The 26,113-nt window shown below is 52.7% G+C and carries 22 protein-coding genes; 16 read left to right on the top strand and 6 right to left on the bottom strand.

Annotation, left to right across the window (positions count from 1 at the left end):
- Positions 1–95 precede the first annotated feature (95 nt).
- Entirely contained in the window at positions 96–2,081 is a 1,986-nt protein-coding gene (locus tag ACQ9LF_RS00730; RefSeq protein WP_462487441.1) for an alpha-L-arabinofuranosidase C-terminal domain-containing protein, read from the bottom strand.
- A 403-nt stretch (positions 2,082–2,484) separates the two neighbouring features.
- Positions 2,485–3,504 carry a tRNA (adenosine(37)-N6)-threonylcarbamoyltransferase complex transferase subunit TsaD gene (tsaD, locus tag ACQ9LF_RS00735; RefSeq protein ID WP_462487442.1) on the bottom strand — a complete coding sequence of 340 codons (1,020 nt, stop codon included), beginning with the start codon at positions 3,502–3,504 and terminating at the stop codon, positions 2,485–2,487.
- Between the two features lie 304 nt (positions 3,505–3,808).
- Here tsaD and ACQ9LF_RS00740 point away from each other — a divergent pair, with 304 nt between their 5' ends.
- The gene (locus ACQ9LF_RS00740) at positions 3,809–4,261 is read left to right on the top strand and encodes a Clp protease N-terminal domain-containing protein (protein ID WP_462487443.1); all 453 of its coding nucleotides are present in this window, start codon (positions 3,809–3,811) and stop codon (positions 4,259–4,261) included.
- 175 nt (positions 4,262–4,436) lie between these two features.
- Here ACQ9LF_RS00740 and ACQ9LF_RS00745 read toward each other — a convergent pair whose 3' ends face one another.
- Entirely contained in the window at positions 4,437–5,051 is a 615-nt protein-coding gene (locus tag ACQ9LF_RS00745) for a DUF2062 domain-containing protein (RefSeq protein ID WP_462487444.1), read from the bottom strand.
- On the bottom strand, positions 5,021–6,064 hold the full coding sequence (waaC, locus tag ACQ9LF_RS00750; protein WP_462487445.1) for a lipopolysaccharide heptosyltransferase I: 1,044 nt from the start codon (positions 6,062–6,064) through the stop codon (positions 5,021–5,023). Before waaC ends, ACQ9LF_RS00745 begins: the two co-directional genes overlap by 31 nt.
- A 125-nt stretch (positions 6,065–6,189) precedes the next feature.
- Here waaC and ACQ9LF_RS00755 point away from each other — a divergent pair, with 125 nt between their 5' ends.
- From ACQ9LF_RS00755 to ACQ9LF_RS00825, 15 genes are all read left to right on the top strand, one after another.
- Positions 6,190–6,654: an NUDIX domain-containing protein gene (locus ACQ9LF_RS00755; protein WP_462487446.1), complete on the top strand. Its 465-nt coding sequence runs from the start codon at positions 6,190–6,192 to the stop codon at positions 6,652–6,654.
- Between the two features lie 115 nt (positions 6,655–6,769).
- Positions 6,770–7,468: a cytidylate kinase-like family protein gene (locus ACQ9LF_RS00760; protein ID WP_462487447.1), complete on the top strand. Its 699-nt coding sequence runs from the start codon at positions 6,770–6,772 to the stop codon at positions 7,466–7,468.
- Positions 7,469–7,606: 138 nt separating this feature from the next.
- Positions 7,607–7,912 carry a hypothetical protein gene (locus ACQ9LF_RS00765; RefSeq protein WP_462487448.1) on the top strand — a complete coding sequence of 102 codons (306 nt, stop codon included), beginning with the start codon at positions 7,607–7,609 and terminating at the stop codon, positions 7,910–7,912.
- Positions 7,913–8,024: 112 nt separating this feature from the next.
- Positions 8,025–9,998 carry a V-type ATP synthase subunit I gene (locus tag ACQ9LF_RS00770; protein WP_462487449.1) on the top strand — a complete coding sequence of 658 codons (1,974 nt, stop codon included), beginning with the start codon at positions 8,025–8,027 and terminating at the stop codon, positions 9,996–9,998.
- An 86-nt stretch (positions 9,999–10,084) separates the two neighbouring features.
- The gene (locus ACQ9LF_RS00775) at positions 10,085–10,582 is read left to right on the top strand and encodes a V-type ATP synthase subunit K (protein WP_462487450.1); all 498 of its coding nucleotides are present in this window, start codon (positions 10,085–10,087) and stop codon (positions 10,580–10,582) included.
- A 36-nt stretch (positions 10,583–10,618) separates the two neighbouring features.
- Positions 10,619–11,209, top strand: a complete 591-nt coding sequence (locus ACQ9LF_RS00780; RefSeq protein ID WP_462487451.1) for a V-type ATP synthase subunit E — start codon at positions 10,619–10,621, stop codon at positions 11,207–11,209.
- A gap of 20 nt (positions 11,210–11,229) precedes the next feature.
- The gene (locus ACQ9LF_RS00785) at positions 11,230–12,273 is read left to right on the top strand and encodes a V-type ATPase subunit (RefSeq protein ID WP_462487452.1); all 1,044 of its coding nucleotides are present in this window, start codon (positions 11,230–11,232) and stop codon (positions 12,271–12,273) included.
- Positions 12,274–12,334: 61 nt separating this feature from the next.
- On the top strand, positions 12,335–12,652 hold the full coding sequence (locus tag ACQ9LF_RS00790) for a V-type ATP synthase subunit F (protein WP_462487453.1): 318 nt from the start codon (positions 12,335–12,337) through the stop codon (positions 12,650–12,652).
- A 91-nt stretch (positions 12,653–12,743) separates the two neighbouring features.
- Positions 12,744–14,540 carry a V-type ATP synthase subunit A gene (locus ACQ9LF_RS00795; protein WP_462487454.1) on the top strand — a complete coding sequence of 599 codons (1,797 nt, stop codon included), beginning with the start codon at positions 12,744–12,746 and terminating at the stop codon, positions 14,538–14,540.
- A 17-nt stretch (positions 14,541–14,557) separates the two neighbouring features.
- Positions 14,558–15,970, top strand: a complete 1,413-nt coding sequence (locus tag ACQ9LF_RS00800) for a V-type ATP synthase subunit B (RefSeq protein WP_462487455.1) — start codon at positions 14,558–14,560, stop codon at positions 15,968–15,970.
- 3 nt (positions 15,971–15,973) lie between these two features.
- Positions 15,974–16,606 (top strand): V-type ATP synthase subunit D, encoded by a 633-nt coding sequence (locus tag ACQ9LF_RS00805; protein WP_462487456.1) that lies wholly within the window; start codon positions 15,974–15,976, stop codon positions 16,604–16,606.
- A 76-nt stretch (positions 16,607–16,682) separates the two neighbouring features.
- Positions 16,683–18,557 carry a tetratricopeptide repeat protein gene (locus ACQ9LF_RS00810; RefSeq protein WP_462487457.1) on the top strand — a complete coding sequence of 625 codons (1,875 nt, stop codon included), beginning with the start codon at positions 16,683–16,685 and terminating at the stop codon, positions 18,555–18,557.
- A 236-nt stretch (positions 18,558–18,793) separates the two neighbouring features.
- Positions 18,794–20,056, top strand: coding sequence for a nucleotide exchange factor GrpE (grpE, locus tag ACQ9LF_RS00815; RefSeq protein ID WP_462487458.1), 1,263 nt, complete (start codon positions 18,794–18,796; stop codon positions 20,054–20,056).
- A gap of 27 nt (positions 20,057–20,083) precedes the next feature.
- A complete protein-coding gene (locus ACQ9LF_RS00820) occupies positions 20,084–21,628 on the top strand; it encodes an Hsp70 family protein (protein ID WP_462487459.1) in 1,545 nt (514 codons plus the stop codon).
- 12 nt (positions 21,629–21,640) lie between these two features.
- Positions 21,641–22,798 carry a hypothetical protein gene (locus ACQ9LF_RS00825; protein WP_462487460.1) on the top strand — a complete coding sequence of 386 codons (1,158 nt, stop codon included), beginning with the start codon at positions 21,641–21,643 and terminating at the stop codon, positions 22,796–22,798.
- Between the two features lie 21 nt (positions 22,799–22,819).
- Here the strand turns inward: ACQ9LF_RS00825 and ACQ9LF_RS00830 are convergent, their stop codons facing one another.
- Positions 22,820–24,883, bottom strand: a complete 2,064-nt coding sequence (locus ACQ9LF_RS00830) for a PAS domain-containing hybrid sensor histidine kinase/response regulator (RefSeq protein WP_462487461.1) — start codon at positions 24,881–24,883, stop codon at positions 22,820–22,822.
- Positions 24,884–25,393: 510 nt separating this feature from the next.
- Positions 25,394–26,038, bottom strand: a complete 645-nt coding sequence (locus tag ACQ9LF_RS00835) for a response regulator (RefSeq protein WP_462487462.1) — start codon at positions 26,036–26,038, stop codon at positions 25,394–25,396.
- Positions 26,039–26,113 lie beyond the last annotated feature (75 nt).

Here is a 26,113-nt window from a genome sequence, read left to right on the forward strand (position 1 = left end):
GACGATTAACGCTATTCGAGTTCTGATTGATTTGACATCAATCGTACCTCGGCCAGCGCCAATCGTCAATCGTTAAACGAATAATCCGATAGCGGCTATTTGACTGTCAGCCGCAGCACTGTCAAAGAATAGGGCTTGAAGGTATAGGTGAACCTGGACCCGGCATGGGTCATGGTGTCGCTGACGGGCGCAACTTTGGTCGGAGCCTCAACGGAGTTTTCATCCGCCGGCTGACCGGCCAGAACCGTCACCTGACCCTGACTGTCAACAAGCCCGACACCCTGCAAATCGACCGTTGCTTCCATCGGCTGGCCGGCAATATTGACCACCTTGATAATCACCTGGCCAGCAGCTTTATCCCGACAGGCCGTGACAAACAGCGTGCCTTCGGTCGAATCCAGCTTAACCGGCATCACACTATCGCCGCGATTGGTGCTGAACAGCTTCTGCACATAATAGTTGGGTGTGCCGTACACCGTCAGATTGTCAAACCAGATTAAATTGGGTTTCCACTGCCAGGCATCCAGATGCCCCGCCAGCGGAGCATAGGCCGTCATCACCACCACATCGGCATTGCGTTCCAGCCCGGTCATAAAGGCCGCTTCGGCCAGGGCGCATTCCAGATTATTGCGATTGTCCGGATTGCCGACGCCGTGGCTCATCGCGGCATACTCACCCACAAAGACCTTGGGCTCATGGCGGGCGTAGCTGTCATACCGGGAGGCATTCTCGGAAAACCAGGTATGCTTGCGATAGAAATGCTCATCCACAATATCCGGCTTAAGCAGACGCCACTGTCCCCACAAATACTTCACCTCATTATCGCCATTGGGAAAAATCGCCGGATCAGAGCCGGTGGCAGCAATCAGTTGAATTTCAGGATATTTCTCTTTGAGGGCCTTGGCAAAAACCTTATACCGCTCGACATACTGCGGCCCCCACTGCTCATTGCCCACGCCCAGATACTTCATCTTGAACGGTTCGGGGTGTCCCATCGCCGCCCGCTTTTTGCCCCATTCACTATCGGTCGGGCCATTGGCAAACTCGATCAAATCCAGTGCATCCTGCACATAGGGCTGAAGCTGGTCCATCGGAACAAGCTGACCCGTGTTGAACTGGCAGGCCATACCACAATTCAGAATCGGCAGCGGCTCGGCCCCGATTTGCTCGCTGAGCAGAAAATATTCATAGAAACCCAGCCCAAACGATTGAAAATAATCCGGCGTCGGGCGATGCTTGAATTCGGTATTCCAGCGGTTGATAATCAGCTTGCGTTCGTTGATATCACCGATGGTGTTTTTCCACTGATAGCGAGTGTCCAGGTCGCGTCCTTCCACAATGCATCCGCCGGGGAAACGGAAAATCCCGGGCTTCAGGGCTGCCAGCATCGCAACCACATCCTTGCGAAGTCCCGGCACAGGCCGACCCGCCATCTGTTGTGCTGAATTCTCCGGAAACAGCGAAATCATATCCAAATCCACCGTCCCGGCCTTCGTTGCCAGCAGGTTCAAAGTCGCTTTGGCATCGGTCTCGGTTGCCGTCATCAGGCAGTGATAATTCTTCCAGCCGCCGGTAATATTGTCGAGGGTCCCTTCCAGCAGCTTTCTGCCGTCGGCGGCAACCACTTCCACCTTCAGCGACATCCCCGAAGCAGAGCGGGCAAACACCGAAAAGTAGTATTTGTCTCCCTTGTTAATCCCTATACCACGGAAGCCTTCATTCGCCATACCGAAACCTTCACCGGGATTCTGGACGTCCAGACGCAGATAGTTCGGATTCGCCGCATTCAGCGGGTCCTGGCCTTCGGCAATAGTCCATTTGCCTGCCGCTTGTCCGCCCTGAATCGGTCGCCAGCCCATCATCGTCTTGGGAAATTCGAACGAGCGATTTTTCACCAGCTCAGCATACAGGCCGCCGTCGCCGTTGAAATTGATGTCCTCAAAGAAAATCCCCCACATCGTCGGGGAAATCTGCGGGCCGGGCTTGTCTGCGGAAATGGTAAAGGTGGTCTGACAGATGCCAGCCGCAGAAAACAGAATAAATATCCCCACTAAACCCGACAGAATGACTCCATGTTTCATAGTAAACTCCCTGAATCTATGCGTTAGGTAATCTATCCATAAACTGTACTGTACTATACTGCATTTGCCCTTCCATGTCCATCCTAAACCAGAAACATCCGTTCCAGCGGAACCCTTACAGCCCGAGTTTATTGTGAAAACGGAACGACTTTTGGCAAAGATGCCACGTTTTAGGGGGGGGAGTAAAGGTTGGCACCGTTGGGCTTTTTGGCATCGTTGGATTTTCAGCTCAATCTCTCAACGACGCCAAAACGCCTTGGCATCTATGGATTATTATCATAATAATCCATCCTCATCAACGATGCCAAGCTACACTCCCTGTCTATCGTTGGCATTTTTGCAAAACCTGTGAAAAAGGTGCAACAAAACTCTGCCTTTGCACCGGGTTTACGGGGACTATCGTTTAACTGGTTGCCAGAGGTTCGAGGTCGAGGCCTGCGAACTGCCCGGCCTGGTATTTGTAATAGGCCAGCGAGGCCACCATGGCCGCGTTGTCAGTGCATAAGGGCTTGGGAGCCACCAGCAGGGTCAGGCGGTGTTTGTCGCACATCTGCTGCATCGCCTCACGCAGGGTCGAGTTAGCTGCCACTCCCCCGCCCATCAGGACGGTCTTGGCACCAATCTGTTTGGCGGCCCGGCGGGTCTTGATAACAAGCGTGTCGATCACCGCCTGCTGAAACGAGGCGGCAACGTCGGCGATTTCCTGCGGACTCATCGTGGCAACGCGGTTCTGACCGCTCATATCCTGTCCCTGACAATAATACAGCACAGCGGTCTTAAGCCCGCTAAACGAGAAATCCAGCGACTGGCCATCCAGCAGCGACCGCGGAAAATCAATCGCCCTGGGATTACCCTGTCGGGCGGTCTTTTCGATATTCGGGCCGCCCGGGTACGGCAGGTTCAGGATCGTTGCCACCTTATCGAAGGCCTCGCCTGCCGCGTCGTCTATGGTTGACCCCAGCAGCTTCAGCTCCAGGGCAGACTGGGCCTCATACAGGCTGGTATGTCCGCCGGACACAATCAGGGCCACTGCGGGTAATTGGATGTGTTCTGCCGATATCAGGGCGGATTGCAGGTGGGCGTGGAGATGATTAATCGCCACCAGCGGCTTATTCCAGCCAAAGGCCAGCGTCTTGGCCGCAGTGACCCCTACCATCAGGGCAATTGCCAGTCCCGGCTGATTGGCAATCGCCACCGCCGACAGGTCTTCCGGGCCGACGTGGGCTTGTTCCATGGCCTCGCGCACCACCGGCAGAATCTTTTCCAGATGCGCCCGCGATGCGATTTCCGGCACGACACCGCCGTATTTTTCATGCAACTTGACCTGTGAGGCCACCACCGAGGACAGGATTTCTTTGCCGTTGCGAACCACCGCTGCGGCGGTTTCGTCGCAACTGGTCTCTATGCCTAATATCGTTACCATTTTATCCATTTTCTGTGCCGGATATTGCTTATCAATATTATGTTATTTCTGTTCAGATACGCATCATACAAAAAAAGACCGATAGATGCAATTTTGTGGTCAAAAACTTCTTTTTTTCAGGTCCGGCAAAAAATTTTCAAATCAAGTGGACAAAGCCCCCCTGCCGTGGTACATTCCCGCCCGACTGAACGGCGTGGTCAAGACCGTCTGACTGACCTCGAACAAAATCAGACAAAACGAGTATAAAATTTTAGTTCCCTGACGGGGAAAAAGTAACGCATCCAGCAATTATAGGAGAGAATTCATGTTTGAACACTACTCAGAACATGCACAAAGCGTTTTGGAACGAGCTCGCCAGGAAGCACAAAAATTACGTCATGACCACATCGGAACCGAACATATTCTGTTGGGTCTCATTGAAGTCAAAGATGGCTGTGCTGCCAGTGTCCTCAGCCAGCTCAATGTGGATCTGCCGCATGTCAAAGAACAAGTCAAACAATTGGTCCGACACGGCTCCGGCCCGGAAGACGGCAATTATGAAACCCTGCCCTTTACCCGACATTCACAAAATGTGTTGAAAGATGCGGTTCAGGAAGCCCGCTATCTGAAACATTCGACCATCGGCTCTGAACATTTGCTGCTGGGGCTGCTGTATGAAAATGAAGGCACCGGCGCACAGGTCCTGCGGAATATGGGACTTAAACTCGAGGAGGTCCGTAAAAGTGTGCTGCATGTGCTCAATCGCGACGGATATTGAGCCGTCCTGGTTTGGCCGGACAAAATAATGCCCAAGCCCTTTACCCCACACGGGGTCAAAGGGCTTATTTTTTTCGTGAATAGAAATACACAATAATGGCGGTCACAATAAGCAGTATCAAAACCGATTTGGGTGTGAATAAAAACATGATTTTCCCTTTGTCTGTGTCAATCGCTTACTGATTCTGTCGAAAACGCCGCTTGCCTTTGACTGCCCGATACCGAACGACCAGCTGATAGGTTGCAACATACCCCAACATCGCCGCCAGCATACCCAGCACAAAACCGCCGACGGTCACCTCCAGCCCAATCTTGCCGAAAACCTTGGCCACCTCCTGCCAGAATGCTGCCGTATGAGCACGCGTCATAAAGGCATTGAGTGAAAAGATGCTCGACAGCAAATCGTCCACCTGGGCCGGGTCAATCCTCGAGGCCGGGTGCGCCCAGCCGACCAACAGACGCCCCAGCAGATACGACGGCAGATACACCGGCAGCAGCGTCAGTGGATTGCTCAGCCAGACCATCGCAACCGCCAGGGCCTTGTTGGCTTTCAGCAGGGTCGCGATAGACAGCGCAATGATCATGTGAAAACCCAGAAACGGACTGAACGCCACCACCAGACCAATCGCCACACCCCGCGCAATCCGATCCGGGGTATCGTCCACATGCAGAATGCGGAACTTCACAAATCGAACCGCGGGACGAAATAACTGCTGCAGAAAAGGTCTGCTTCGAAGTTTGATTTTGGATTTTTGCATCGCTATGGTAACACCCTGTTTATCGCGTCCCACACCATCGATTCGGTCACCTGAGTAATGCAGTAAGCCGGGTCATGATTTTCAATCGCCGGCCCTCTTCCAAAGGCATTCACTGCCGCCACCCAGCCGGGTTTGCCATACGGCCCCACCCGTGCGGGATTGGTATGTCCAAAAATGATTACCGTCGGCACGTCCATCGCCGCAGCAATATGGCCCGGACCGGTATCGTTGGATAAGACCAGTCCAGCTCCTTTGAGCAACGCCACCAGTTCCGGGATTGAAGTTTGTCCGGCCAGCGACACCATCGGCATCTGTGCTTTCTGTTGTACGGCCTGAGCCAGCGATTGTTCCGACCTGGAGCCGGCTGCAACTATCGCAAATCCGTATTCCGCAGCCAGCCTCCGGGCTGTGGCTGCAAATCGTTCCACCGGCCAGCATTTACTGACATGGGCAGACCCTAAAATCAGCACAGCATAGGACTTATCAGCCAGCCCCGCAGCAGCCAGCTTGCCCCGGACCGACTCGACCGCCTGGGCTGGCGGGACTATCGGATAGTCTGTACGAACAACCCCAGCCCCCGCTTCCGACACAATCTTGTTATAATAATCCACCAGATGGATGGACGTCTCCGGCGGCAACACTCGACGGGTATAAAAAAGCGATGCCCCTTCCCGGGTCTGGCTCATCCCAAACCGCCGAGGACATCCGGTCTGCCAGGCAAAAAAAGCCGTACGAAACAACCCCTGCAGATCCACAACCAAATCAAACCGACTCTTGCGCAGCCGTTTCAAAAAAGACCTGAATTCCGCGAAGGCCTGTCTGGAATACAACCATTGTCCGAGCAGCTTGCGGTCAAACAGGACCATTTCATCCAGCCCCCTTACGCACTCCAGCAGTGGTGCAAACTCATTTCGAACCAGCCAACTGATCCGGGCCTGGGGAAATGACGCACGCAGTGTGGCCAGGGCCGGCAGAGCAAATACCAGATCGCCCAGCGCTGACGGTTTAATGATCAAAATATTCCGATAGTCTGTTTGTTGTGCCATGTGTCACATTATCTTATTAAAAGGGTCGTATTGTAAACGATAACCAATAAAAATGTAAAGACAACAGTTGTATTTCTTTGAAATTGGAACAACAATAAGACAAAACAACGATTGTGGAGAATGCGATGGCTGTGAAAGGAACCTATATCTATGATTGGCCCCGCCCGATGGTTACTGTCGATGCGGCCGTTTTTCGGCAAAGACCGCAGGGCTGGGAGATTTTGCTCATTCAGCGGGGACGCGAGCCTTTTCGGGGAAAATGGGCCTTGCCCGGCGGATTTCTGGAACTGGACGAGGAACTGCACGACGCAGCGGCACGCGAATTAAAAGAGGAAACAGGTCTCGTTGGAATCGATTTGCAGCAGCTTTGTACGATCGGCACCATCGGCAGAGACCCCCGCGGAAGACTGCTAACGGTCGTCTATTGGGGAATCAGTCAGACCGACCAGCGGCCCTGTGCCGGCGACGATGCCCATCAGGCAGACTGGTTTGCTGTCCGGCAATTGCCGGAGATGGCTTTTGACCATGCTGACATCGTTGCCATAGCCACTCAAAAACTCCTGTCCGTACACCCGGAAAACCCCAAATAAATCCGGCAAGATTCTATTGACAATAACAGTAAAAACCGGTAGTCTTTACGCGATTCAGTAGAAAGCCTGCTTTGCAGTCGAGGCAAACGTAGAGGTCCTTATTGGGAATATGCTTATGGATAAGCCATCAATTTCTGCCTATCTCCGGGAACATCTCGACGACATTGTCAAAAAGAAAGAACCCGGTCCCTATGTTACCGTTTCCCGTCAATACGGCTGCGACGGGCTGGAGTTTGCCAATTTGCTCATCGAACGGCTCAATGAACGCTGCGACGAAAAAAAGTGGAAGCTCTACCATAAAGAATTGCTCAAACAACTTGCCCAGGATATCGGCCTGGCCGAGGAAATCCTCGAAAAAGAACGGGTCGCAAAGCCCAGTCTGCTCAAAGATTTCCTGCGGGGCTTGCTCAAAAGTAATATCCCCGACGGCTATGAAATTCGCAAAAGCATTACTGCTATGGTGCGCACCGTTGCATTTGAAGGCCATGCCGTGATTATCGGACAGGGCGGCACGGCAGCCACAGCAGATCTTGAAAATGGTCTGAGCATACGTATTGAGGCACCCAAGGAATGGCGTATCGCCCGGGTCTGCCTGCGGGAACAATTAAGCAAAGAGCAAGCCTCTGCACGGATTGATGAAATCGACAGCCAGCGGCAATATCTGCGCGAAATGTATGAAAAGCAGAATTCTCGCCTGCCCGCCTTTAACCTTTTGGTCGATAACTCCGTCTTTAGCAAGGAACAATTGGTCGAGCTGGTCTTGTTCGCTATGGAACAAAAGAATCTGATTCCAAAACAGGCCCCGAAGAAATAACGGGCGACAAATTTGTCGCAAAATTGAACAATAAATTTGTGATTTTTTGTGGACTTGTATTCAACGAAGCCTATAATGTTCTTTTTTGAACAACAAAAGGTTTAGTCTGGAAAAAGTCATTAAAGCCGGATTTAGGGAATGGAACTAATCAAACAAATAAAAGAAGCTGAACAGCAAGCCAAAGAGATCGTGGACAAAGCCAAACGGGATGCGACCGAGCTTGCCGACCAAACCAGACGACAGCGGTCGGATATGCTTCGCCAGGCTCAGGAGCAACGCCTAAAAGCCATCCAGCAGGCCGTCGATGCGGCCCAGCAGCAAGGCCGCAAAGAAGTCGAAGCTCTGGCCGCCGAAGGCAAAAAGCAGCGCGATGCTCTGCTGAGCACCAGTCGAAGCAAGATTGACGAGCTGGCCGGGAAGGTTTTGGCCTCGCTGTGGAATTAACACCACTTTCTGTGATTCTGTAATTCCGGCACACAGCACAACGTAAATGATTGATAAAACAGGGGTTATTCCCTGTTTTCGAAATGAATCGAGGTTACGACGGGGATAGACAATGGCGATAGCCCCCATGCAAAAAGTGATGATTGCGGCACACCGCAGCCAGGCGGGACAAATAGTGTCTGTCCTGCAGGATGCCGGCATCATCGAAATTCTCAATGCGGAACGGGCCATGGTCAGCAAAGAATGGCCCGAACTGGAAATGGAAACCAAGCGGCCCAAGGACATTGAAGACCTGGTGGCCCGGCTGGATAAGGCCATTGCGTTTTTAAAGCCTTTTGCCACACAAAAGGATGGACGTTCGGCCCTGCGACCTCTGATTGAAATCGATAAAAAGACCTATACTGAAATCGTGCTGGGGTCTTCGGCCTTAATTTTACTGGATAAAGCCGAACGCACACAGAATGCGATTGATAAATTTCAGAGCCAACTGGATTCGCTTCATTCAGAAATTCAGAAACTCTCTCCCTGGAAGGAGTTACAAACCCCTGTCGAACAGCTCGGCTCCCTGGAAACCGCGACCTGCTTCATCGGGATATTGCCCCGACAGCATTGTGCTGGAGCGGTCGCAAAACTTGAAGAATTCCAGGCGGCTGTTCAGACCGTCGGCGGCAGCATTACCGCGCAACCCTGCCTGGTCTTCTGTATGAAAGAAGTCGCCCAGGATGTGCAGAAAGCGCTGCGGTCCTTTGAATTTGAACCCGCCAGCTTCGAGGGGCTTAAAGGGACCATCGCAGACAATATTACCCAGCGTCAACACCGCATCACTGAAATCGAACACCAACTGGCAGATGCCTTTAAAACCGCAACAGAAATCGCAACCGAACGACTGAAATTGGAAATTCTGGCAGATCATTATCATAATTTTCTGGTTCGCAAACAGACTCAATCCACCGCTCCGGCAACCGATTCAACCATTTTCTTTGAAGGCTGGGTAAAAAAGAAAGATTATCCGCAATTAGTCAAACTGCTTGAGCCGTTTGACGGTGCCGATATTGCTCCGATTGAACCAGCCGAGGGGGAAGAAATCCCGGTAGAAATTGAAAATGCCAAGTATGTCCGTCCGTTTGAAACGGTCACACGGCTGTATGGCATGCCAATCCCCTCTTCGATAGACCCAACGGTGTTTCTGGCTCCGTTTTTCGCAATATTCTTTGGATTATGCATGGCCGATGGCGGCTATGGCCTGATTCTGGTTGCCATATTAGCCTGGGCCGTCTGGAAGGCTCAGGGTGACAAAAAGATGTTGTGGATGCTTTTGGTCTGCGGTATCACCACGACACTGGCCGGGGCCATTACCGGAAGCTGGTTTGGGGATTCCATCACCTCGCTGATCCCGGAAGGACAGGCTTTAAGAACCGTGTTAAACGGTATTCGTGAAAAACTGATGCTCTTTGACCCGATGACACAGCCGATGACCTTCTTCCTGCTGTCGTTGGGTATTGGGTATCTTCAAATTCAGTTTGGTTTGTTTATCGCTTTCTTTGCTAACCTGGCGAAAAAAGATATTGCCGCAGCCATCTGGGATCAGTTGACCTGGATTATCCATCTGAACGCCCTGCTGTGCCTGGGACTTTCCAAAGGAGGTATGTTGCCGGCGTTTTTAGCAAAACCGTGCGGTATTATCGCAATTTGCACGTCGGTGGCAATTTTACTGTTCACTGCCCGCGGGATTGGCTGGGGCGGTCGAATTGGACTGGGAGTATATCAGCTGTTCAGCACCGTCTTTTATATGGGCGACGTTCTTAGCTATGCCCGTCTGATGGCGCTTGGTATGGTCGGTTCGGGTTTTGGAATGGCAATCAATGTCTTAGTCAAGCTGGTCGCCGATGTGCCCTATGTCGGCTGGCTGCTGGGAGCGGTCGTGTTTGTGGGTGGACATTTGTTTAATGTAGCCCTGTCGGTACTGGGCGCGTTTGTCCATACGATGCGGTTGCAGTTTGTGGAGTTTTTCCCGAAATTTTTCGTTGGCGGCGGCCGCGACTTTGCCCCGCTGCATAAAGAGTATAAGCATATTCAGGTTAAATAAAACGATCGATCCGTCGAGGGCGGATAAAAATTAAACAGACAAGCAAAGATATACACGAGCTTATAAAAGAAGAAAGGATTTAGAGTATGTTGGAAAGCATGGGTTTGGTATTCGCGTTAACAGGTATGGCAATAGCGGTGTTTCTGTCTGGTATCGGCTCTTCCATAGGTCTTGGCGTAGCCAGTAAAAGCGCGACTGCGGTTCTGAGCGAAAAACCCGAACGGTATGGTATTCTGATGCTGCTGGTCGTACTGCCCAGTACCCAGGGTATTTACGGCTTTGTCGTTGGGCTGTTTGTGATGATTAAGCTCAATATCTTCGCCGGATTTGATGCCGTGTATGCCGTGACGTGGGCTCAGGGTCTTCAGATTCTGGCCGCCTGTCTGCCGGTCGCGGTTGCGGGCATGCTCAGCGCCATTCACCAGGGCAGAACCGGTGCCGCGGGTATCATGATGGCCGCCAAACGTCCGGAACTGGCGTTCAAGGCCGGTGTCGTGTTTGCCGCCATGATCGAGCTGTACGCGATTCTGGGCTTCCTGATTTCGCTGCTGACGCTGATGCTGGGCATCAAAGTCGGCGCCTAATCACGAATCCATCTGCCCTTTAATACAAGGTCTATTATGAACGCCGAACAGGTAGTACAAAAGATCATATCGCAGGCTAAGGCCGAGGCGGACAAGATCCTGGCCGCCGCCCGGGAGGCTGCCGACAAGGAAAAACAGCGGCTGGACCAGGAACTGGGCATCTTTGCGGAGGAAACCCGCAAGGCTGCCGAGGCCGCAGGTCAGGACAAGCTGGCCCGCATGCTGGCCGCCGCCCGAATGCAGAATGCCCGCGAACTGCTGGCCGCCAAGGCTCAGGTTCTGGATGAGCTTTTTGCACGGGTCAAGCAGCGCATTGAGCAGATGCCCGACGGGGAGTATCTGGAGCTGATGAAGCGACTGCTTCACAAGTCGGTTCAGACCGGCCAGGAAGAAGTCATCGTCGGCCGTCACGAAAGCCGGATTAACCAGGACTTTCTCAACCGCATCAATGGAGAACTGGCCGGACAGGGCAAAGGGCATTTACGTCTGAGCCCGACTCGGGAAGATATCTCCGGCGGCTTCATTCTGTCCAGCGGCAAGGTTCGGATCAATGCCAGCGTGGACGTACTGGTGGCCCAGCTTCGTGATGCGATGGAAATGCAGTTAACCGCCGAATTATTCAAATAATCGGGGCAAGCGAAAACACAATGAGCCTTCAAGAGGATTTGACAATCAGTGATTTTTACCGGTATCCGCCGGTCGGGACAGAGAACTGGGACTATATGTATCCCACGGCCCGGGTGCGGGCGATGGAATTGTCCATGCTGTCGCGCGGGCTGCTGTCGGATATGGCCAACGCGCCGGATTTCAATGCCGCCGCCGAGCAGCTCAGTGCCACCGAATATGCCATTGCAGCCAACAGCTCCGACGTCCAGATTGAACAGATGCTCATGGAGCGGCGGACGGCCGTGCGGGCGATGTTTGCAGACCTGATGCTGGATGAATCGCTGGTCCAGTTGCTGCGGGCGAGGGAAGACTATGCCAATATGCGTCTGGCGATCCGCCGGCTGGTGATGGAAAAACCGCTGGGCCTGGATTACAGCAATGAAGGCAGCGTCCCGGCTGAGGAATTCGAGGATATTCTCCAGCAGGAAAATTATGAACGTCTGCCGGAGTACCTGCAGGACGCCGTCGAGGCAGCCATTTTGGGGTACTACGAGAACAAGGACATACGCCGGATTGATTACGGCATCGACCGGGCGGAGTACCTGTGGCGCATCCAACGGGCCACGGAGCTTAACAACATCTTCCTTTTATCATTGTCCCGGATCCAGGTGGATTTGTATAACCTGCGCACGCTGCTGCGGCTTAAAGTCGCCCAACGAGAGGAACGGGATTTCTTCTTCCCCGGCGGTTTTGTGGATATGGATAAATTCATTCAGGGGCTGTCGGCGCCGTATGAATCTCTTGGCAGTCTGTTTTTTGCGACCCCCTATTATGATGTGGTGGAAGAAAGCGTGCGTTATCTGCGTTCAGAACAGTCTTTTCTGAAACTGGAGCAGCAGTGTGAGGATTACCTGATGGGCTTTTTGAAAAGCACCCGGGAGATTGCCGCCGGTCCGCAGCCGGTCATCGCTTACTGTCTGATGAAGGAAGCCGAAATACGTGCCGTGCGGATGGTTTTGATGGGAAAGAAGAATTCGCTGTCGGCCAAACTGATTCTGGATCGGCTTGGTACCTGGCACGGATAATCACTAAAACAGAACGAATCACGAGTGGGCCGCGGCTCACTCCAGAACGAGTAAAAACAGTATGGATGGAAAAGTAGCTGTCTTGGGAAGTGCAGATTTTGTGATGCCGTTTTCGGCACTGGGTCTGGATACCTTTGCGACCGAACCCGAGGCTGAGAAGGTCGCTCAGACAGCCCAACAGATATTGAAACAGAAATACTCCCTGGTCGTCGTCGCCGAAAATATCGCCGGCCATGCTCAGGCTGTATTTGATACCACTCAGAAAAAAGCAACGCCCTGTGTCGTGATTGTGCCGTTCACCACCGAACCGTCGGGGGTGGCGACCGAATCCCTGGGCCGGCTGCTGAAAGTCGCAACGGGTATCGATATTCTGCACTAATGCTCTATGCGGAATTCGCCTGCTTGAGGGCGTTTTCCGACCCTGATAAAGAACGATAAACGGTAAATTATTCACTCATAAGGTTAGACAAATGGCCGAGGCACAAAACGGAAAAATCATTAAAGTCGCCGGGCCGGTCGTGGTGGCCGAAGGCATGCTTGGCGCGCGAATGTATGACGTCGTCCGCGTCGGTAACGACAACCTGATCGGCGAAATCGTGGAATTGCACGGAGACCGGGCCAGTATCCAGGTATATGAAGATACGGTGGGTATTGGGCCAGGCGAAAAAGTCGTCAATACCGGCGCCCCGCTGAGTGTGGAACTGGGGCCGGGGTTGATTTCCAGTATTTATGATGGCATTCAGCGTCCCCTGGATGCGCTGGCCAGGGAGCAGGGCAGCTTTATTCTTCGCGGCAGCGCCATTCCCGGTTTGCGTCGGGATGTCAAATGGCATTTTAAGCCCGTCGCCCAGAATGGTGCCCAGGTTGCTGCCGGAGATATCATCGGTGAAGTCCAGGAAACCACGCTGGTCCTGCATAAAATTATGGTCCCCCCGGGTATTGCCGGCACGCTGGAAGGCCTCAAGGAAGGCGATTTCACGGTCGATGAAGTCATTGGCTATGTCAACGGCAAGGACGGCAAGAGCGAACTGAAGCTGATGCAGAAATGGCCCGTGCGCCAGCCGCGTCGGGTTCATCAGCGGTTAAATCCCAACGAGATTCTGACAACCGGTCAGCGTGTAATCGATGCGTTCTTCCCGATTGCCAAGGGCGGCACGGCCTGTGTACCCGGACCGTTCGGTACCGGTAAGACCGTCGTTCAGCACCAGCTGGCCAAATGGGTCGATGCGGATGTGGTCGTCTATGTCGGCTGCGGCGAACGCGGCAACGAAATGACGGACGTGCTCAAGGAATTCCCCGAACTGAAAGACCCGCACAGCGGTGAACCGCTGATGAAGCGGGTGGTGCTGCTGGCCAATACCTCCGATATGCCTGTGGCGGCTCGTGAGGCCTCGGTTTATACAGGCATCACACTGGCCGAGTATTTCCGCGATATGGGATATTCGGTGGCGCTGATGGCCGACAGTACCAGCCGCTGGGCCGAAGCCATGCGTGAAATCTCCACGCGTCTGGAAGAAATGCCCGCCGAAGAAGGTTATCCGGCCTACCTGGGTGCTCGTATCGCATCCTTCTATGAACGTGCCGGCCGCGTGGTGTGTCTGGGCGGTCCGCAGCGGGAAGGGGCCCTGTCGATTATCGGGGCCGTCAGCCCGCCCGGCGGCGACCTGTCCGACTCGGTGGTTCAGGCAACCCTGCATGTGGTCAAGGTGTTCTGGTCATTGATGGCCCGTCTGGCCCAGCAGCGTCACTTCCCTGCCATCGACTGGCTGACCAGTTATTCGTTTTATAAGCAATATATGCCCGGCTGCTTTGAAGATGCCGCCAAGGGCCAGCATTTTGCAGAGATGATGCAGCAGGCCGTGGAACTGCTGGAACGGGAATCCCAGTTGATTGAAATCGTTCGCCTGGTCGGTGCCGAGTCCATCGGTCCCAATGAACGGATGACCCTGGAAACCGCCAAAAGCATCCGCGAAGATTTCCTGCACCAGAACGCGTTCCACAAGGTCGATACCTACACCCCCATCGACAAGCAGTACGATATGATCTCGCTGATTCTGCATTTCCATCAGCAGGGTCTGACAGCCATCGAAAACGGCGTGGATCCGGCCGATATCTTCAAGCTGTCGGTTCGGGAAGATATCGCTCGCTGCAAATATATCGACTATGCTGAAAAAGAGAAAATACACGCAATCAAAGATAAAATTGACCAGCAGATCAAAAGCCTTTATGGCGGTTCTGCCGTTGAATCAGCCGCATCAATTCAATGACCCTGCGGGAGTAAGCTATGCTAAAAGAATATAAAACGGTTTCTGAAATTTACGGGCCGCTGATGCTGGTTGAAGGCGTCGAGATGGCCAAATACGGACATATTGTGGATATTGAACTGGGCGACGGTACGGTACGTCACGGCCAGATTTTGCAGGTCCAGAACGACAAGGTTCTGGTCCAGGTCTTTGAAGGCACCGAAGGCATCAATGTCAGCCAAACCACCGTCCGTTTTCTGGGCAAACCGATGGAATTGTCGGTTTCCCGAGAAATGCTGGGACGTGTCTTCAGCGGTGTCGGTGTGCCCAAGGACAATGGCCCGGCCATCCTGCCCAAAAAGAAACTCAATATCAACGGCAACCCGATTAATCCCTATGCCCGCGACTATCCGAACGAATTCATCCAGACCGGCATCAGCACGATCGACGGCTTAAACCCGCTGGTCCGCGGCCAGAAGCTGCCGGTGTTTTCAGGCTCCGGCCTGCCTCACGATGAAATCACTGCTCAGCTTTGCCGTCAGGCCACTGTCCGCGGCAAGGGGGAACAGTTCGCCGTGGTATTTGCGGCCATGGGAATCACGTTTGAAGCCGCTCAGTTTTTCATTAATGACCTGACCAACACCGGGGCTATTGAGCGTGCCGTGCTGTTTATCAATCTGGCCAACGACCCGGCCATTGAACGTATCGCCACGCCGCGCGTTGCCCTGACCTGTGCCGAGTATCTGGCCTTCGAGGAAGATATGCACGTGCTGGTGGTCCTCAACGATATGACCAACTACTGCGAAGCGCTGCGTGAAATCAGCGCTGCCCGCAAGGAAGTACCTGGCCGTCGCGGGTATCCGGGGTATTTGTATACCGACCTGGCCACGATTTATGAACGGGCCGGCCGCATTAAAGGCAAAAAAGGCTCGATTACCATGGTCCCTGTGCTGACCATGCCGGAAGACGACAAGACCCACCCCGTACCGGATTTGACCGGCTACATTACCGAAGGCCAGATTATTCTGGGCCGCTCGCTGCACCGTAAGGCCGTCGCCCCGCCGGTGGATTGCTTGCCGAGCCTGTCGCGTCTGAAAGACAAGGGGATTGGGCCAAACAAAACCCGCGAGGATCATGCCGACCTGTATAACCAGCTTTATGCGGCGTATGCCCGCGGTAAAGAAGCACAGGAACTGGCGACGATTCTGGGCGAGGCCGCATTATCGGCGGAAGACCAGAAATTTATGACCTTCGCCAACCAGTTCGAACGGCGGTATATTTCGCAGGGGTATTATGAAAATCGTACCATTGAGCAAACCCTGGACCTGGGATGGGAATTGCTCAGTATGTTTGACAACGTTGAACTCAAGCGTATCGACAGCAAACTGATCGAGAAATATATGCCCCGATTCCGTCAGAAGAAGTCCGAGCAAACCGCTGCGGTGGAGTCCTAATCCATGGCATCAAATCAGACGGTCAATGCAACACGTATGGAATTGCTGGGCCTGCGTCGTCGTCAGGCCCTGGCGGTCCGCGGCCATAAACTGCTCAGTCAGAAACGCGATGAAATTTGCCGCCAACTGGTCAATATCGCCCGAGCTTTGAAGGGATTGCGACAAAAAGTCGAGCAGGAACTGCTGGAAACCACACGCCGCTTTATGATGGCTCGGGCCACCATGGAACCGGAGCAGATTCGAGCGGCTATGGAAGTCCCTACGGCGAAATTCAGTCTGGCCCTCTCCTTCGCCAGCATTATGAGCGTTCGGGTCCCCCTATTGACCAAGCAGCTCGAAGGCGATATCATAGCCTATGGTTTCGGCAGCACCAGCGGCGAGCTGGATATCGCTCTGCGAGCGCTGAACCGGGCCTTTGACAGCCTGATGGAACTGGCCGAAAAAGAAAAACAGGCCCAGCTGCTGGCAACGGAACTGATGAGTACCCGTCGTCGCGTCAATGTGCTGGAACATGTTGTTATTCCGGAACTGGGTGAACAGATTAAATTTATTTATCGTAAACTCAGCGAGGCCGAACGCGATAATATCAGTCGCCTGATGAAAATAGCCGCCATGATTCGCGGTGAAAGTGCCTGATCCAGTCGGCTGGCATCCGTCGGCCTAAATAACTCAAAAAGACAAAGCCGGTCCTCAAAACCGGCTTTTTACTGTAATGGCAGAAAACGGTTCAAGTAAACCTCAGATCGTCCCGTCGAAGTCGTTTATGACGGCCGGGCCTGCTTTGCACTACAGTCACACCAATGTGCACTTGTGTTGGGGGCTGTCCATCGCTGTCTATCTGGCAACCTGCTTTTTTTGGAGCAGGTTGTTGATTGGCGAGGAATTATCCGTTAGTTTGCTGGGGCTTTTCCGACCTGAATTCTGGAATATCGGGCGGTTTGTCGATTTGCCCTTGAGCATCTACGAATATCCATGGCAAATCGTAGTCCTGGGCATCCTGATGGGTATTCAGGCTACCGTACCGGTTCTCACCAGCCAGCTTTTGAGTTTTCGCTACAGTATCCCCATGATTCTGTCGGTGATGCTGGTATCCCGACTCGGATTGTTTGGGGTATTTCTGCTGGTAAGCTGTATTGCCGTAGCATGCAGACCGCTGCGATTCCGCTCCCGATTCATTTCCGTGGCCTTATGTATGGCACCGCAGGTGGCCTACTGGGCCATTTGGGGAGGCTATCAAAGCGTTGATCCCATTCGCTGGGGCTTTTCTTATGCCCCCTGGCTGTATGCCTGGCTGACGGGCCTCTTTATGGCGGCCGTGATTCTGATTATCGGACATTACAACCGCTATAAACCCGGAGGCGTTTGGTTGACCAGCCTGCTGCTGCTGGCACTGGCCTCATGGCTGTTTTACGACAAAATCGGATTTTCAGAGCTGGATTATCAGCTTTATGTCGCCGGATCAAGCCCTGAGGAAGTCGATGAATTCCGTGACCATTCGCTAACGGAAACCCTCGATGAAATCATGCAGGATGACTCCACTCGAAGCTGGCTTCAGGGCCATTTCTACCCTGCCGAATCCCTGCAATTGCGTGAGAAACTAAAGACCGATATCCAAAATCAGCTGGTCTATGGAAACTGGCCACAGTGGATCCAGAAAAAGCTGCCGGAAGCGTTTTTGTACCAGTCTAAACGCCAGATGCTGCTTCGACAATATGAACGGTTTATCGATAAATGGCCCAAAAGCGCTCGGATGCCTATCGTCTTATACAATAAGGCGTTACTGCTGGAAATGTCCCCCAATATTCGCCAGTTCGGGCAAACTGAAATCCTGCGTTTTTACAGCGATTATCCGTATTATGAAAACATCCTGATCTGGCAGAAGCTCTATGACGCCTTCCCGTCCAGTCCGGAGGCCCTCGAAGCCCGCTGGCGCATTGCCATGCACGAGGCGGGGCGAGGAAAATTCGACAAGGCCGAAGAACTATGTGATGTAGCCATTTCCTTAATCGCATCAGAAATTCAGAAAAATGAGAGCCAGCCGGCCAGCCCCCCTTCGGGTCTGTTTAGTGCGTTTAATCAGCCGGCCAAAACCATTATGACAGCCTCGAAACTGCGGGATTTAACGTTCCGCCTGAAACGATTGCGTCTGTTAATCAGCCGTGAAAATCAGGGGACAACCCCCCAATCCAAACAGCGTCTTGCAGAATTTGTGATGTTGAACCCCTATCGTCTTGACTATGACGGCAAACTGGTCTCTTTGCTGGCGGCAACCGATATCTCCGACCCTTTACGCGACAATGTCCTGTTAGCCCAGGCCTTGATTGTCCCGGATAGCGCATTAAAATTCCAGAAATTAAAGGAGATTACCGAGACATTCCCCACATCTGATGCTGCGATTCAGGCCCTGTATGAAATGGGTGTTATTAAAATCAGCATCTGGAAAAATACGCAAAACCAATCCGATGCCAAAAAGGCAGCTCTGAGCGAGGCCCGTGCTTTGCTAAACCAACTGACCACCCAACATCCCGGGACACTCTGGGCCGAACAAGCCCAAAAGCTTCTAAATACCCTGCCCGCTTCGGAATAGGCCTTGCATGTCCGATAACGCAGGGTTTTAGAAAGATTGACCTGTTTCAGTTATCGGACCTTATATTGCTCCGGGACGGCTGTCCTGCCCACCAGCGTTCTTTTTTGACCAAATATCCTTCTTATCCTCACGCTTGATTTGACCGATATATTGGCGTTACGTAAGCTTTTTACAGATACCGTGTAATCTCAAAAGACATTAAAGCCATTTGAGCTGAAATACTCTGAAGATAGCCTATGAGTAAAAAAGGATTGCTGATTTGGGCGATTTTGCTTGCCGTGCCGGGGGCGGTGGGGCTTTGGTCTGTCTTAAGCAACCAGGCTCGCCAGCAGGAACAAATCCGCATCTGGCAAAGCCAGATACAGGATAAAACAGACCAGTATCTCCAGAGTTATCAGCAATGGAATGCCCTCAAGCCGGAACAGAAAAATGATACCCCCTGGGGCCAGGGCATTTATGGGGGACCGGAAATACAGCGGCAGCTCGAACAAAATCAGGATAAGCAGCTTGCCATTGATATGGTTCATTTGGCCAACGGCAGCAAAACGGTTCCTGAAGAGCTGGCCGAGGTCATGTATGGGCCGGGTTGGCAGGATAAGGTTGATCAGTTCCGCCGCGATCGTGAAACGCGGGAAATGATCATTGTCGCTTCCTCGGTTTGCCTGGGAGCGGGGATATTAATCTTGATCGCCATTGCCCTGGTTTGGCTTGTCAAGCTGGTCTTGCCTGGCAAAACAGAGGAACAGGATGCCCCCCCTGCTGACCCAACTCCAGTGTCCAAATCGCAAAAAACTGCTGAGCCTTTAAAAACGACCAAGACGCTGCCTTCTCCGACGGCAGACACCCCCAAGCTTGAAATCAGCCCGGAGAATGCCCCCTCGCCGGACTCCGAAACGCTGGCTTCTCCGCAAAGCGTCGGTTATTTTGAATCCATTCGCTCTGCACGTAAAACGGCCGGGTTATCCACTCATTCATCCGGTTTGGCAACAGCAGCTCCCCAGCGGGACGCATTGTCGGCCGAATCGCTGATGATGACCACCGAGCCGGTGTTGAACAGCTTATCGGAACTCACGGAAGAAGTCTCGGCCATTCGCCAGTTTGCCGCCAAACAGCAGGATCAGATGAAAAAGCTGCAGGACGGTTATGACTGGATGCTGATTCGCCGTTTCTGCCTTCGTATCATTCGCTGCATTGATAACATTTCTGACCGTATTCGGATTGCCCGACAACAGAACAAAGAGATTCAATCCCTGGAGGAAATTCGAGATGAATTGACATTTGCACTGGAATCCAGCGGCGTAGAACAATTCGAACCGGACATCGGGGCCGATTACAAGGGCCTTGAACGCTACGCCGAGGCCATTCATGACAAAGAACCCAATTCCCAGCCGGAACGCAGCGGCACTATCGCACGTGTTCTGCGGCCAGGGTATCAATATCTGATTAGTGATGAAGAAGTGAAAATTGTACGGTGTGCCCAGGTCAAGCTGTTTGAATAGCCTGGCTGACAATACTGGAGTGTACTCATGACAAAATTTGTTGGAATCGACCTTGGAACCACATTCTCAGCGATTGCGATACTGAATCCTATCGGTCGCCCGGAAATAATCCCCAACAGTGAAGGCGAGCGTATTACGGCCTCGGCCGTGTATTTTGATGAGGACGAAGGGGGCGTGCGAGTCGGAATCGAAGCCATCAATAGTCGGCAGATCAACAGCGATCGGGCCGTGCGTTTTGTCAAACGCCATATGGGAACCGACTGGACCAAAGTGATCGACAACCATACCTGGACGCCGCAGGAAATCTCCAGCCTGATTTTGAAAAAACTCAAGCAAGATGCCGAAAAGGAACATGGGCCTATTACCGATGTGGTCATCTCTGTTCCTGCTCACTTTGACGAAACCCGCCGCAAAGCAACCATGGATGCCGGCACACTGGCCGGGCTGAACGTCATCGGGATTGTCAATGAACCCGTAGCGGCAGCCTTGTTTTATGCCGCCAGCCACGATATCAGCGGACGCGTTCTGGTGTATGATCTGGGCGGCGGTACCTTTGATGTTACCATTCTGGACGTCAACGGGAAAAATATGAAAATCTTGTGCAGCCAGGGCGACCATGCCCTGGGCGGCATCGATTTTGACCACAAAATTATCGAACTGTTCGAACAGGAATATCAGAAGCAGTGCGGCACCAAGCTGATTCAAAACGACCAGGATATGGCCAAATTTGAAGACGAGGCGGAAGATGTCAAAAAGACCCTGTCACGCCGGAATAGTGCCAAGAAAGTACTGTATGGAGCCAATGGCAGCGTCCGCATTGAAATCACACGCGACCAATTTGAAAAAGCCATAGAGCCGCTGATTGCCCGCACGGAGATGCTGATTGATGTGGCCCTGGATGAGGCCCAATCCAAACCCAAGGATATCCATAAGATTCTGCTGGTCGGCGGATCGACCCGGATTCCCATGGTTCAGCGGCGATTAACCGAGAAATTCGGCTTTGCTCCGGAAGTGGCGGTCAATGTCGATGAATGCGTCGCCCTCGGGGCTTCGATTCATGCCGGCCTGACCATGCTGCGAGAGAAACCCGAAGCCGTGCCCCAGGGCATTGCCGGCGGTCTGCGGGATGTCAAGCTCAGAGATGTCTGCAATCACAGCTATGGGACAATCTGTGCACCGCTGGATGAACAGACCGGTCGGCATGTGGTTCGCAATACCATTCTGCTCAAGAAAAACACGCCTCTGCCCTGTTCGACCACCCAGACATTTTATACGATGGCGGACAATCAGACCGAACTGCAGGTGATGATTACCCAGGGCGAAGACGAAGACCCCGACTTTGTCAACAAGATTGCCACTGAGATTTTTGAACTGCCCGGCGGGCGTCCTGCAGGCAGGCCCATTCGGGTGGAATACAGCTACGACACCAACCAGCGTATGCATTGCGAATTTGAAGATCAGGAATCCGGCCGAAAGCTCGAAGTGGAATTTTGCGTCGGCAAAGACGGAGAATTATCGCAGAGTCATGTTCATCAGCAGGCCCAGGCCCTGCAAAATATGAAGGTTCAATAGTCGGCATGCACTATGAATACCGCGGCGATTATCATTCTGACTGCGACGATTACCGCATCCCTGATATGGGGCATTCCGCGGCTGCGCAGCCTTCTGCCCGGTTTGAAAAGACTCGACCCCTATCATTTTGAAACGCAGGTGGAACTGCTGGGCAAATGTGTCGATGGCACAGATATGGATGTCTTCACGGTGGCCATGCGGGGGCGGATTACCACCCCCTGCGATGCGTGCGATACGAATGTCTCGGTGGAGATTACGGATATCACCGAAGGGCTGCTGGAACCGCTTCGGATTTTTTGTACCCAACCGAATATGCGGCGGACCGAAGGGATGGAATTTTATTTCCAGACGCACAATGGAATCATCCCCGGACGCGATGCCATTCTGCCGCAATGGAGAACCGTGCTGGAGCTGCGATGCGATGTGCTGCGATTCCCCAAACGCGGCCAGCGTCTGTTGCAATTCACCACCCGCATCAGCCAGGTCGGAACAGGACGGGAACTGGCTGTGGCCAAAACCACTCTGAGCTACTTTGTTGCCGCCGCAGAAGGATATCTGGATTTTGAAAAACGAATTGAGCAGCTTCTGGCCAGCGGGTATATCCTGCTCCATCAGGCCGCGGGAAATCAGCCCAATTCCCAACAGCAGACCCTGATCGAAAACTGGATCCATTCCTGCGTCAATCATGCGACGGCCAATTTTACGATTGATGTGCACAAAATCATCCCCTCGGACACACCGGAACAGGCTGCGGAGAAGGCCTGCGAAATTCTGCTTCAGCGAGCCGACACGAATTTTCGATTTGGCCTGATGGAAATATGTGTCAAAATTGCCGCCGCTGCACAGCCGGTCCGCCGCCAGCTTCAGGACTGGCTCAAGCGTCTGTCGGATCATCTGGAATTGCCCCCCGACCGATTTCAGGCCATTTACCAGAAATATCTGCCTCTGGAAGCCCAGGAAAATCCGGATCCGGCATGTGTATTGGGAATTGACCCAACCCTGCCTGTGGACGAAATACTCAAGCGACTGACTGAAGAATACCGCAAATGGAACAGTCGAGTCAATCATCCCGATGCCAAAATCCGCCAGCAGGCCGACAAAATGCTGTCCTACCTGACCGAAGTCCGCACCCGCTTACTGACCGAAAGCAAGGCCTGCCAAGAAGGTTAGGCCGGTACACAAACCGCCGGATTAGCGAGGTTTATCCGCTTCCGACAGGTTGAGCATCTCTACCCCATCCTGCGAATCTGTCTGCCTGCAGACCGCTTTGATGTCTTCAATGATTTGATCGATTGCGGCCTTATCCGGAACATCGGCATCAATGATGTTATCCAGCACCGTCGCTCTCTCGGTTAACTCGGCCAAAGAAGCCGCAGACCCGATTTCAGCCAGAAGATGGGCCACACGCTTGAGAGTCTGTCGATCGGACTGATTGAGCAGTTCGGGAATAACCTGCAGCAATTCAGGCAATTTGTTCAGCAGCGCATTCAATTCGGTGGACAGTTCCGATGCCAGCCCCGAAGCCACGATATCGGCGTTGTCCGGCCGACAGGGATCTGGATGGGCATGCGAAGCATAGTGCTGAATCGTCTGGAACAGTTCGATACGAGTCACGGGCTTGACCAGACATTCCCTGCAGCCGGCAGCTTTGAATTGCAGATGCGCCACGTCGGAGTTCTCGTCTGTCAATGCAATCACCGGGGCCGTAACGCCCTGCCGCTGAAAGGAATGAACCAGCTCAATGGGATCCGAATGAGTGATTTGCATATCCAGCAAAATCAGGTCAGGTCGGTCTTCCAGGGCACGCTGAATCCGCTGCGGCTCCGAGGGAACCACCCGAACATCAATCCCCTGTCGGCGGAGAATCAGATTCATCGCCAGCTGACTGGGAATCTTATCTTCAATCACCAGAAGTTTCACATCACGAGTCCGCCTGGATCGCTGGGGGGATACCTTGCTGTGGTTGTTCTGCTGAATGGCATTGAGCATGTCCTGCTGACTGGCCGCAAACGGCAGTACAATCGTAAAAACAGATCCCTGCCCCGGCTGGCTGTGCAATTGGACATAACCGCCCAGCAGGCTGCACAGACGTTTGGTAATGGCCAGGCCAAGGCCGGTTCCGCCATATTTGCGATCGGTTTTCGCATCCGCCTGCACAAACGACTCGAACAGGGTTTTCTGGCGATCCAGCGGAATACCGATTCCGGTATCCTCCACCGCAAAACAGATGCGTTTCTGTCCGGAGATTTCACGAATTGAAACCGATAAGCGAACACGTCCGCGGTCCGTAAATTTGATGGCATTGCTCAACAGGTTCAGCAGACATTGCCGCAGACGCATCGGGTCGCAGAAAAATGTATCTGGAACCGATCCATCTTTGTCAATGCACAGCTCAAGCCCCTTCTTGACCGCAGTCATTTCAAGCAGATCACGAATCTCTGCCAGGATTTCATCCACCTTGCAGGCTTCAATTTCGATATGGAGCTTGCCAGCTTCAATCTTTGAAAAATCCAGAATATCGTTGATCAATTCCAGCAGATTTTTCGCAGAGCGATGAATGGTTCTGACATAATGATTCTGCTCTTCGGATAAGGATTCCGACAGGAGGATTTCAGCAAATCCGATAATGGCATTCATCGGCGTTCGCAGCTCATGACTCATATTGGCCAGAAAATCGCTTTTGGCCCGATTGGCCAGCATCGCCTCTTCGGCCAGAATAGCGGATTTCTCGGCCGCGGCCCGAAGCTGCTGATTGGCCTTCTCGATTTCATTCTTGGCCTTGAGCAGGGATTCTTCGGCCAGTTTGCGTTCGGTAATGTCCTGAGCAAAAACCATCACTCCGGCAATATTGCCCTGCTCATCATAATAGGGAATTCGGTCCGCCAAAGCCCACCGGACCTGTCCCTGTGCCGTCTCGTATTGCCGTACCGCCCCGCGGATCGGCTGGCCGGTGAGAATCACCCGAAGGTCTTTTTCAAGGGCCTTGTCCGCCCCCTCTGGAAACAGTTCATAATAATTTTTCCCGCTCAAATCCTGAACGGTCATCCCGACCGATGCTGCAGCACAGCGGTTGGCACGAAGAATCCTTCCGGTCCGGTCACGGTACCAAATCATCGCCGGAACGGAATCAAAAATAGTAAAAAATTCCTGCTGGAGCTGATGGAGTCTTCGTTTGAGCTGAAGATTCTCTTCCAGCACCGCCGCAAGGCTGTTGTTGTCTGTACAGTCTTTTTCACTAATTGGCTGTTGACCCATTGTTGCATGACTCCTGAGACACAGGTTTCTGGTACAGGTTCTGGACGGCCACACAATCTCGTCAATTCCGGAAAGCACAGAAACTCGATCGGTGGTCGCATCCCGAATCATCATTAGCCTGGAAGCCCTGAATCGAGATGATTCACATCTGCCTGGACCGACAAGGACATTAGCACAGTACAAACACAAGCAGACCGAGCCGGTTATTTAAGCCGGCTCCGATCCACACGAACGTAAACTGTAAACCTCAAAAAGGAGATTTCAAAGTCAACTCAGTCGGCCTTACCTGACAGGCCTGATCGATTCGAATTCATAAAACAGTCTATCGGCAGAATCTGCTTCAGGCCTTAATCGGGAAAATACGGATTTTTTATCCAGAAATCCCCCTAAAAAATCCTGCAAATGGGCACTCACCGCAACTTAGGCGTGAAAAAACCTTCCTTTTCATAACCGGCAAGACGCTGGTTATTTTATTTCTAACACAAAATTAACTTCACTAACAAATGCGTCTCAGACGCCCGTTAACCCTTCCCGGATTGCATATTTAGTCAGTCCCGCCACATTCCGAATGCCGAGTTTTTCCATAATATGCTCACGATGGGAATCCACCGTCTTGGGACTGAGATGAAGCACGCGGGCGATTTCTTTGGTGGTATGCCCTTCGGCAACCAATTGCAGCACTTCGCGCTCCCGGCTGGTCAGGCCGTCCGGGGTATCGGCCTTGGGATTGGTCAACAGATTGATGTAATCTGCAAACACAACCTTGGCAATTTTGGTGCACAGATAGGTCTTGCCATCAGCCATCGTACGCAAACCGTCCATCAGCTCGGAGAAAGCAGACTCCTTCAGCATATAACCTGTCGCGCCGGCTTTAATCATTTTAGCTACAATCGCACCGTCGGAATGTGTTGATAGCGCCATCACTTTGATATGCGGATGCTCCATCACCATTTGCCGGGTTGCCTCGATCCCGTTGAGATTCGGCATGCCGATGTCCATAATCACCACATCAGGCTTGAGTTGATTGACCAGCTCCAACGCCATACGCCCATCTGCTGCCTGACCAACCACCTCCAAATCATCGTGCTTCCTAAGCAGGGCACAAATACCTTCCCGCATTATCTCATGATCATCAACTAAGAGTACTTTCATCATCGTTTTTGACCTCGATAATGTTATTATTATTTATCAATGATAATCCCAAATAGCAACATAGGCAAACCTATTTTT

Source organism: Anaeroglomus insulsum (assembly GCF_050689095.1).
GTDB classification, from domain to species: domain Bacteria; phylum Planctomycetota; class Phycisphaerae; order Sedimentisphaerales; family Anaerohalosphaeraceae; genus Anaeroglomus; species Anaeroglomus insulsum.

Excerpts from the sequence above, each read along its gene's own strand:
- grpE (WP_462487458.1), top strand. The coding sequence starts at position 18,794 with ATGAGTAAAAAAGGATTGCTGATTTGGGCGATTTTGCTTGCCGTGCCG.
- ACQ9LF_RS00825 (WP_462487460.1), top strand. The coding sequence starts at position 21,641 with ATGAATACCGCGGCGATTATCATTCTGACTGCGACGATTACCGCATCC.
- ACQ9LF_RS00780 (WP_462487451.1), top strand. The coding sequence starts at position 10,619 with ATGAACGCCGAACAGGTAGTACAAAAGATCATATCGCAGGCTAAGGCC.
- ACQ9LF_RS00740 (WP_462487443.1), top strand. The coding sequence starts at position 3,809 with ATGTTTGAACACTACTCAGAACATGCACAAAGCGTTTTGGAACGAGCT.
- ACQ9LF_RS00795 (WP_462487454.1), top strand. The coding sequence starts at position 12,744 with ATGGCCGAGGCACAAAACGGAAAAATCATTAAAGTCGCCGGGCCGGTC.
- ACQ9LF_RS00755 (WP_462487446.1), top strand. The coding sequence starts at position 6,190 with ATGGCTGTGAAAGGAACCTATATCTATGATTGGCCCCGCCCGATGGTT.
- ACQ9LF_RS00785 (WP_462487452.1), top strand. The coding sequence starts at position 11,230 with ATGAGCCTTCAAGAGGATTTGACAATCAGTGATTTTTACCGGTATCCG.
- ACQ9LF_RS00790 (WP_462487453.1), top strand. The coding sequence starts at position 12,335 with ATGGATGGAAAAGTAGCTGTCTTGGGAAGTGCAGATTTTGTGATGCCG.
- ACQ9LF_RS00775 (WP_462487450.1), top strand. The coding sequence starts at position 10,085 with ATGTTGGAAAGCATGGGTTTGGTATTCGCGTTAACAGGTATGGCAATA.
- ACQ9LF_RS00830 (WP_462487461.1), bottom strand. The coding sequence starts at position 24,883 with ATGGGTCAACAGCCAATTAGTGAAAAAGACTGTACAGACAACAACAGC.
- ACQ9LF_RS00820 (WP_462487459.1), top strand. The coding sequence starts at position 20,084 with ATGACAAAATTTGTTGGAATCGACCTTGGAACCACATTCTCAGCGATT.
- ACQ9LF_RS00760 (WP_462487447.1), top strand. The coding sequence starts at position 6,770 with ATGGATAAGCCATCAATTTCTGCCTATCTCCGGGAACATCTCGACGAC.
- waaC (WP_462487445.1), bottom strand. The coding sequence starts at position 6,064 with ATGGCACAACAAACAGACTATCGGAATATTTTGATCATTAAACCGTCA.
- ACQ9LF_RS00730 (WP_462487441.1), bottom strand. The coding sequence starts at position 2,081 with ATGAAACATGGAGTCATTCTGTCGGGTTTAGTGGGGATATTTATTCTG.
- ACQ9LF_RS00835 (WP_462487462.1), bottom strand. The coding sequence starts at position 26,038 with ATGATGAAAGTACTCTTAGTTGATGATCATGAGATAATGCGGGAAGGT.
- ACQ9LF_RS00810 (WP_462487457.1), top strand. The coding sequence starts at position 16,683 with ATGGCAGAAAACGGTTCAAGTAAACCTCAGATCGTCCCGTCGAAGTCG.
- ACQ9LF_RS00770 (WP_462487449.1), top strand. The coding sequence starts at position 8,025 with ATGGCGATAGCCCCCATGCAAAAAGTGATGATTGCGGCACACCGCAGC.
- ACQ9LF_RS00805 (WP_462487456.1), top strand. The coding sequence starts at position 15,974 with ATGGCATCAAATCAGACGGTCAATGCAACACGTATGGAATTGCTGGGC.
- tsaD (WP_462487442.1), bottom strand. The coding sequence starts at position 3,504 with ATGGTAACGATATTAGGCATAGAGACCAGTTGCGACGAAACCGCCGCA.
- ACQ9LF_RS00765 (WP_462487448.1), top strand. The coding sequence starts at position 7,607 with ATGGAACTAATCAAACAAATAAAAGAAGCTGAACAGCAAGCCAAAGAG.
- ACQ9LF_RS00800 (WP_462487455.1), top strand. The coding sequence starts at position 14,558 with ATGCTAAAAGAATATAAAACGGTTTCTGAAATTTACGGGCCGCTGATG.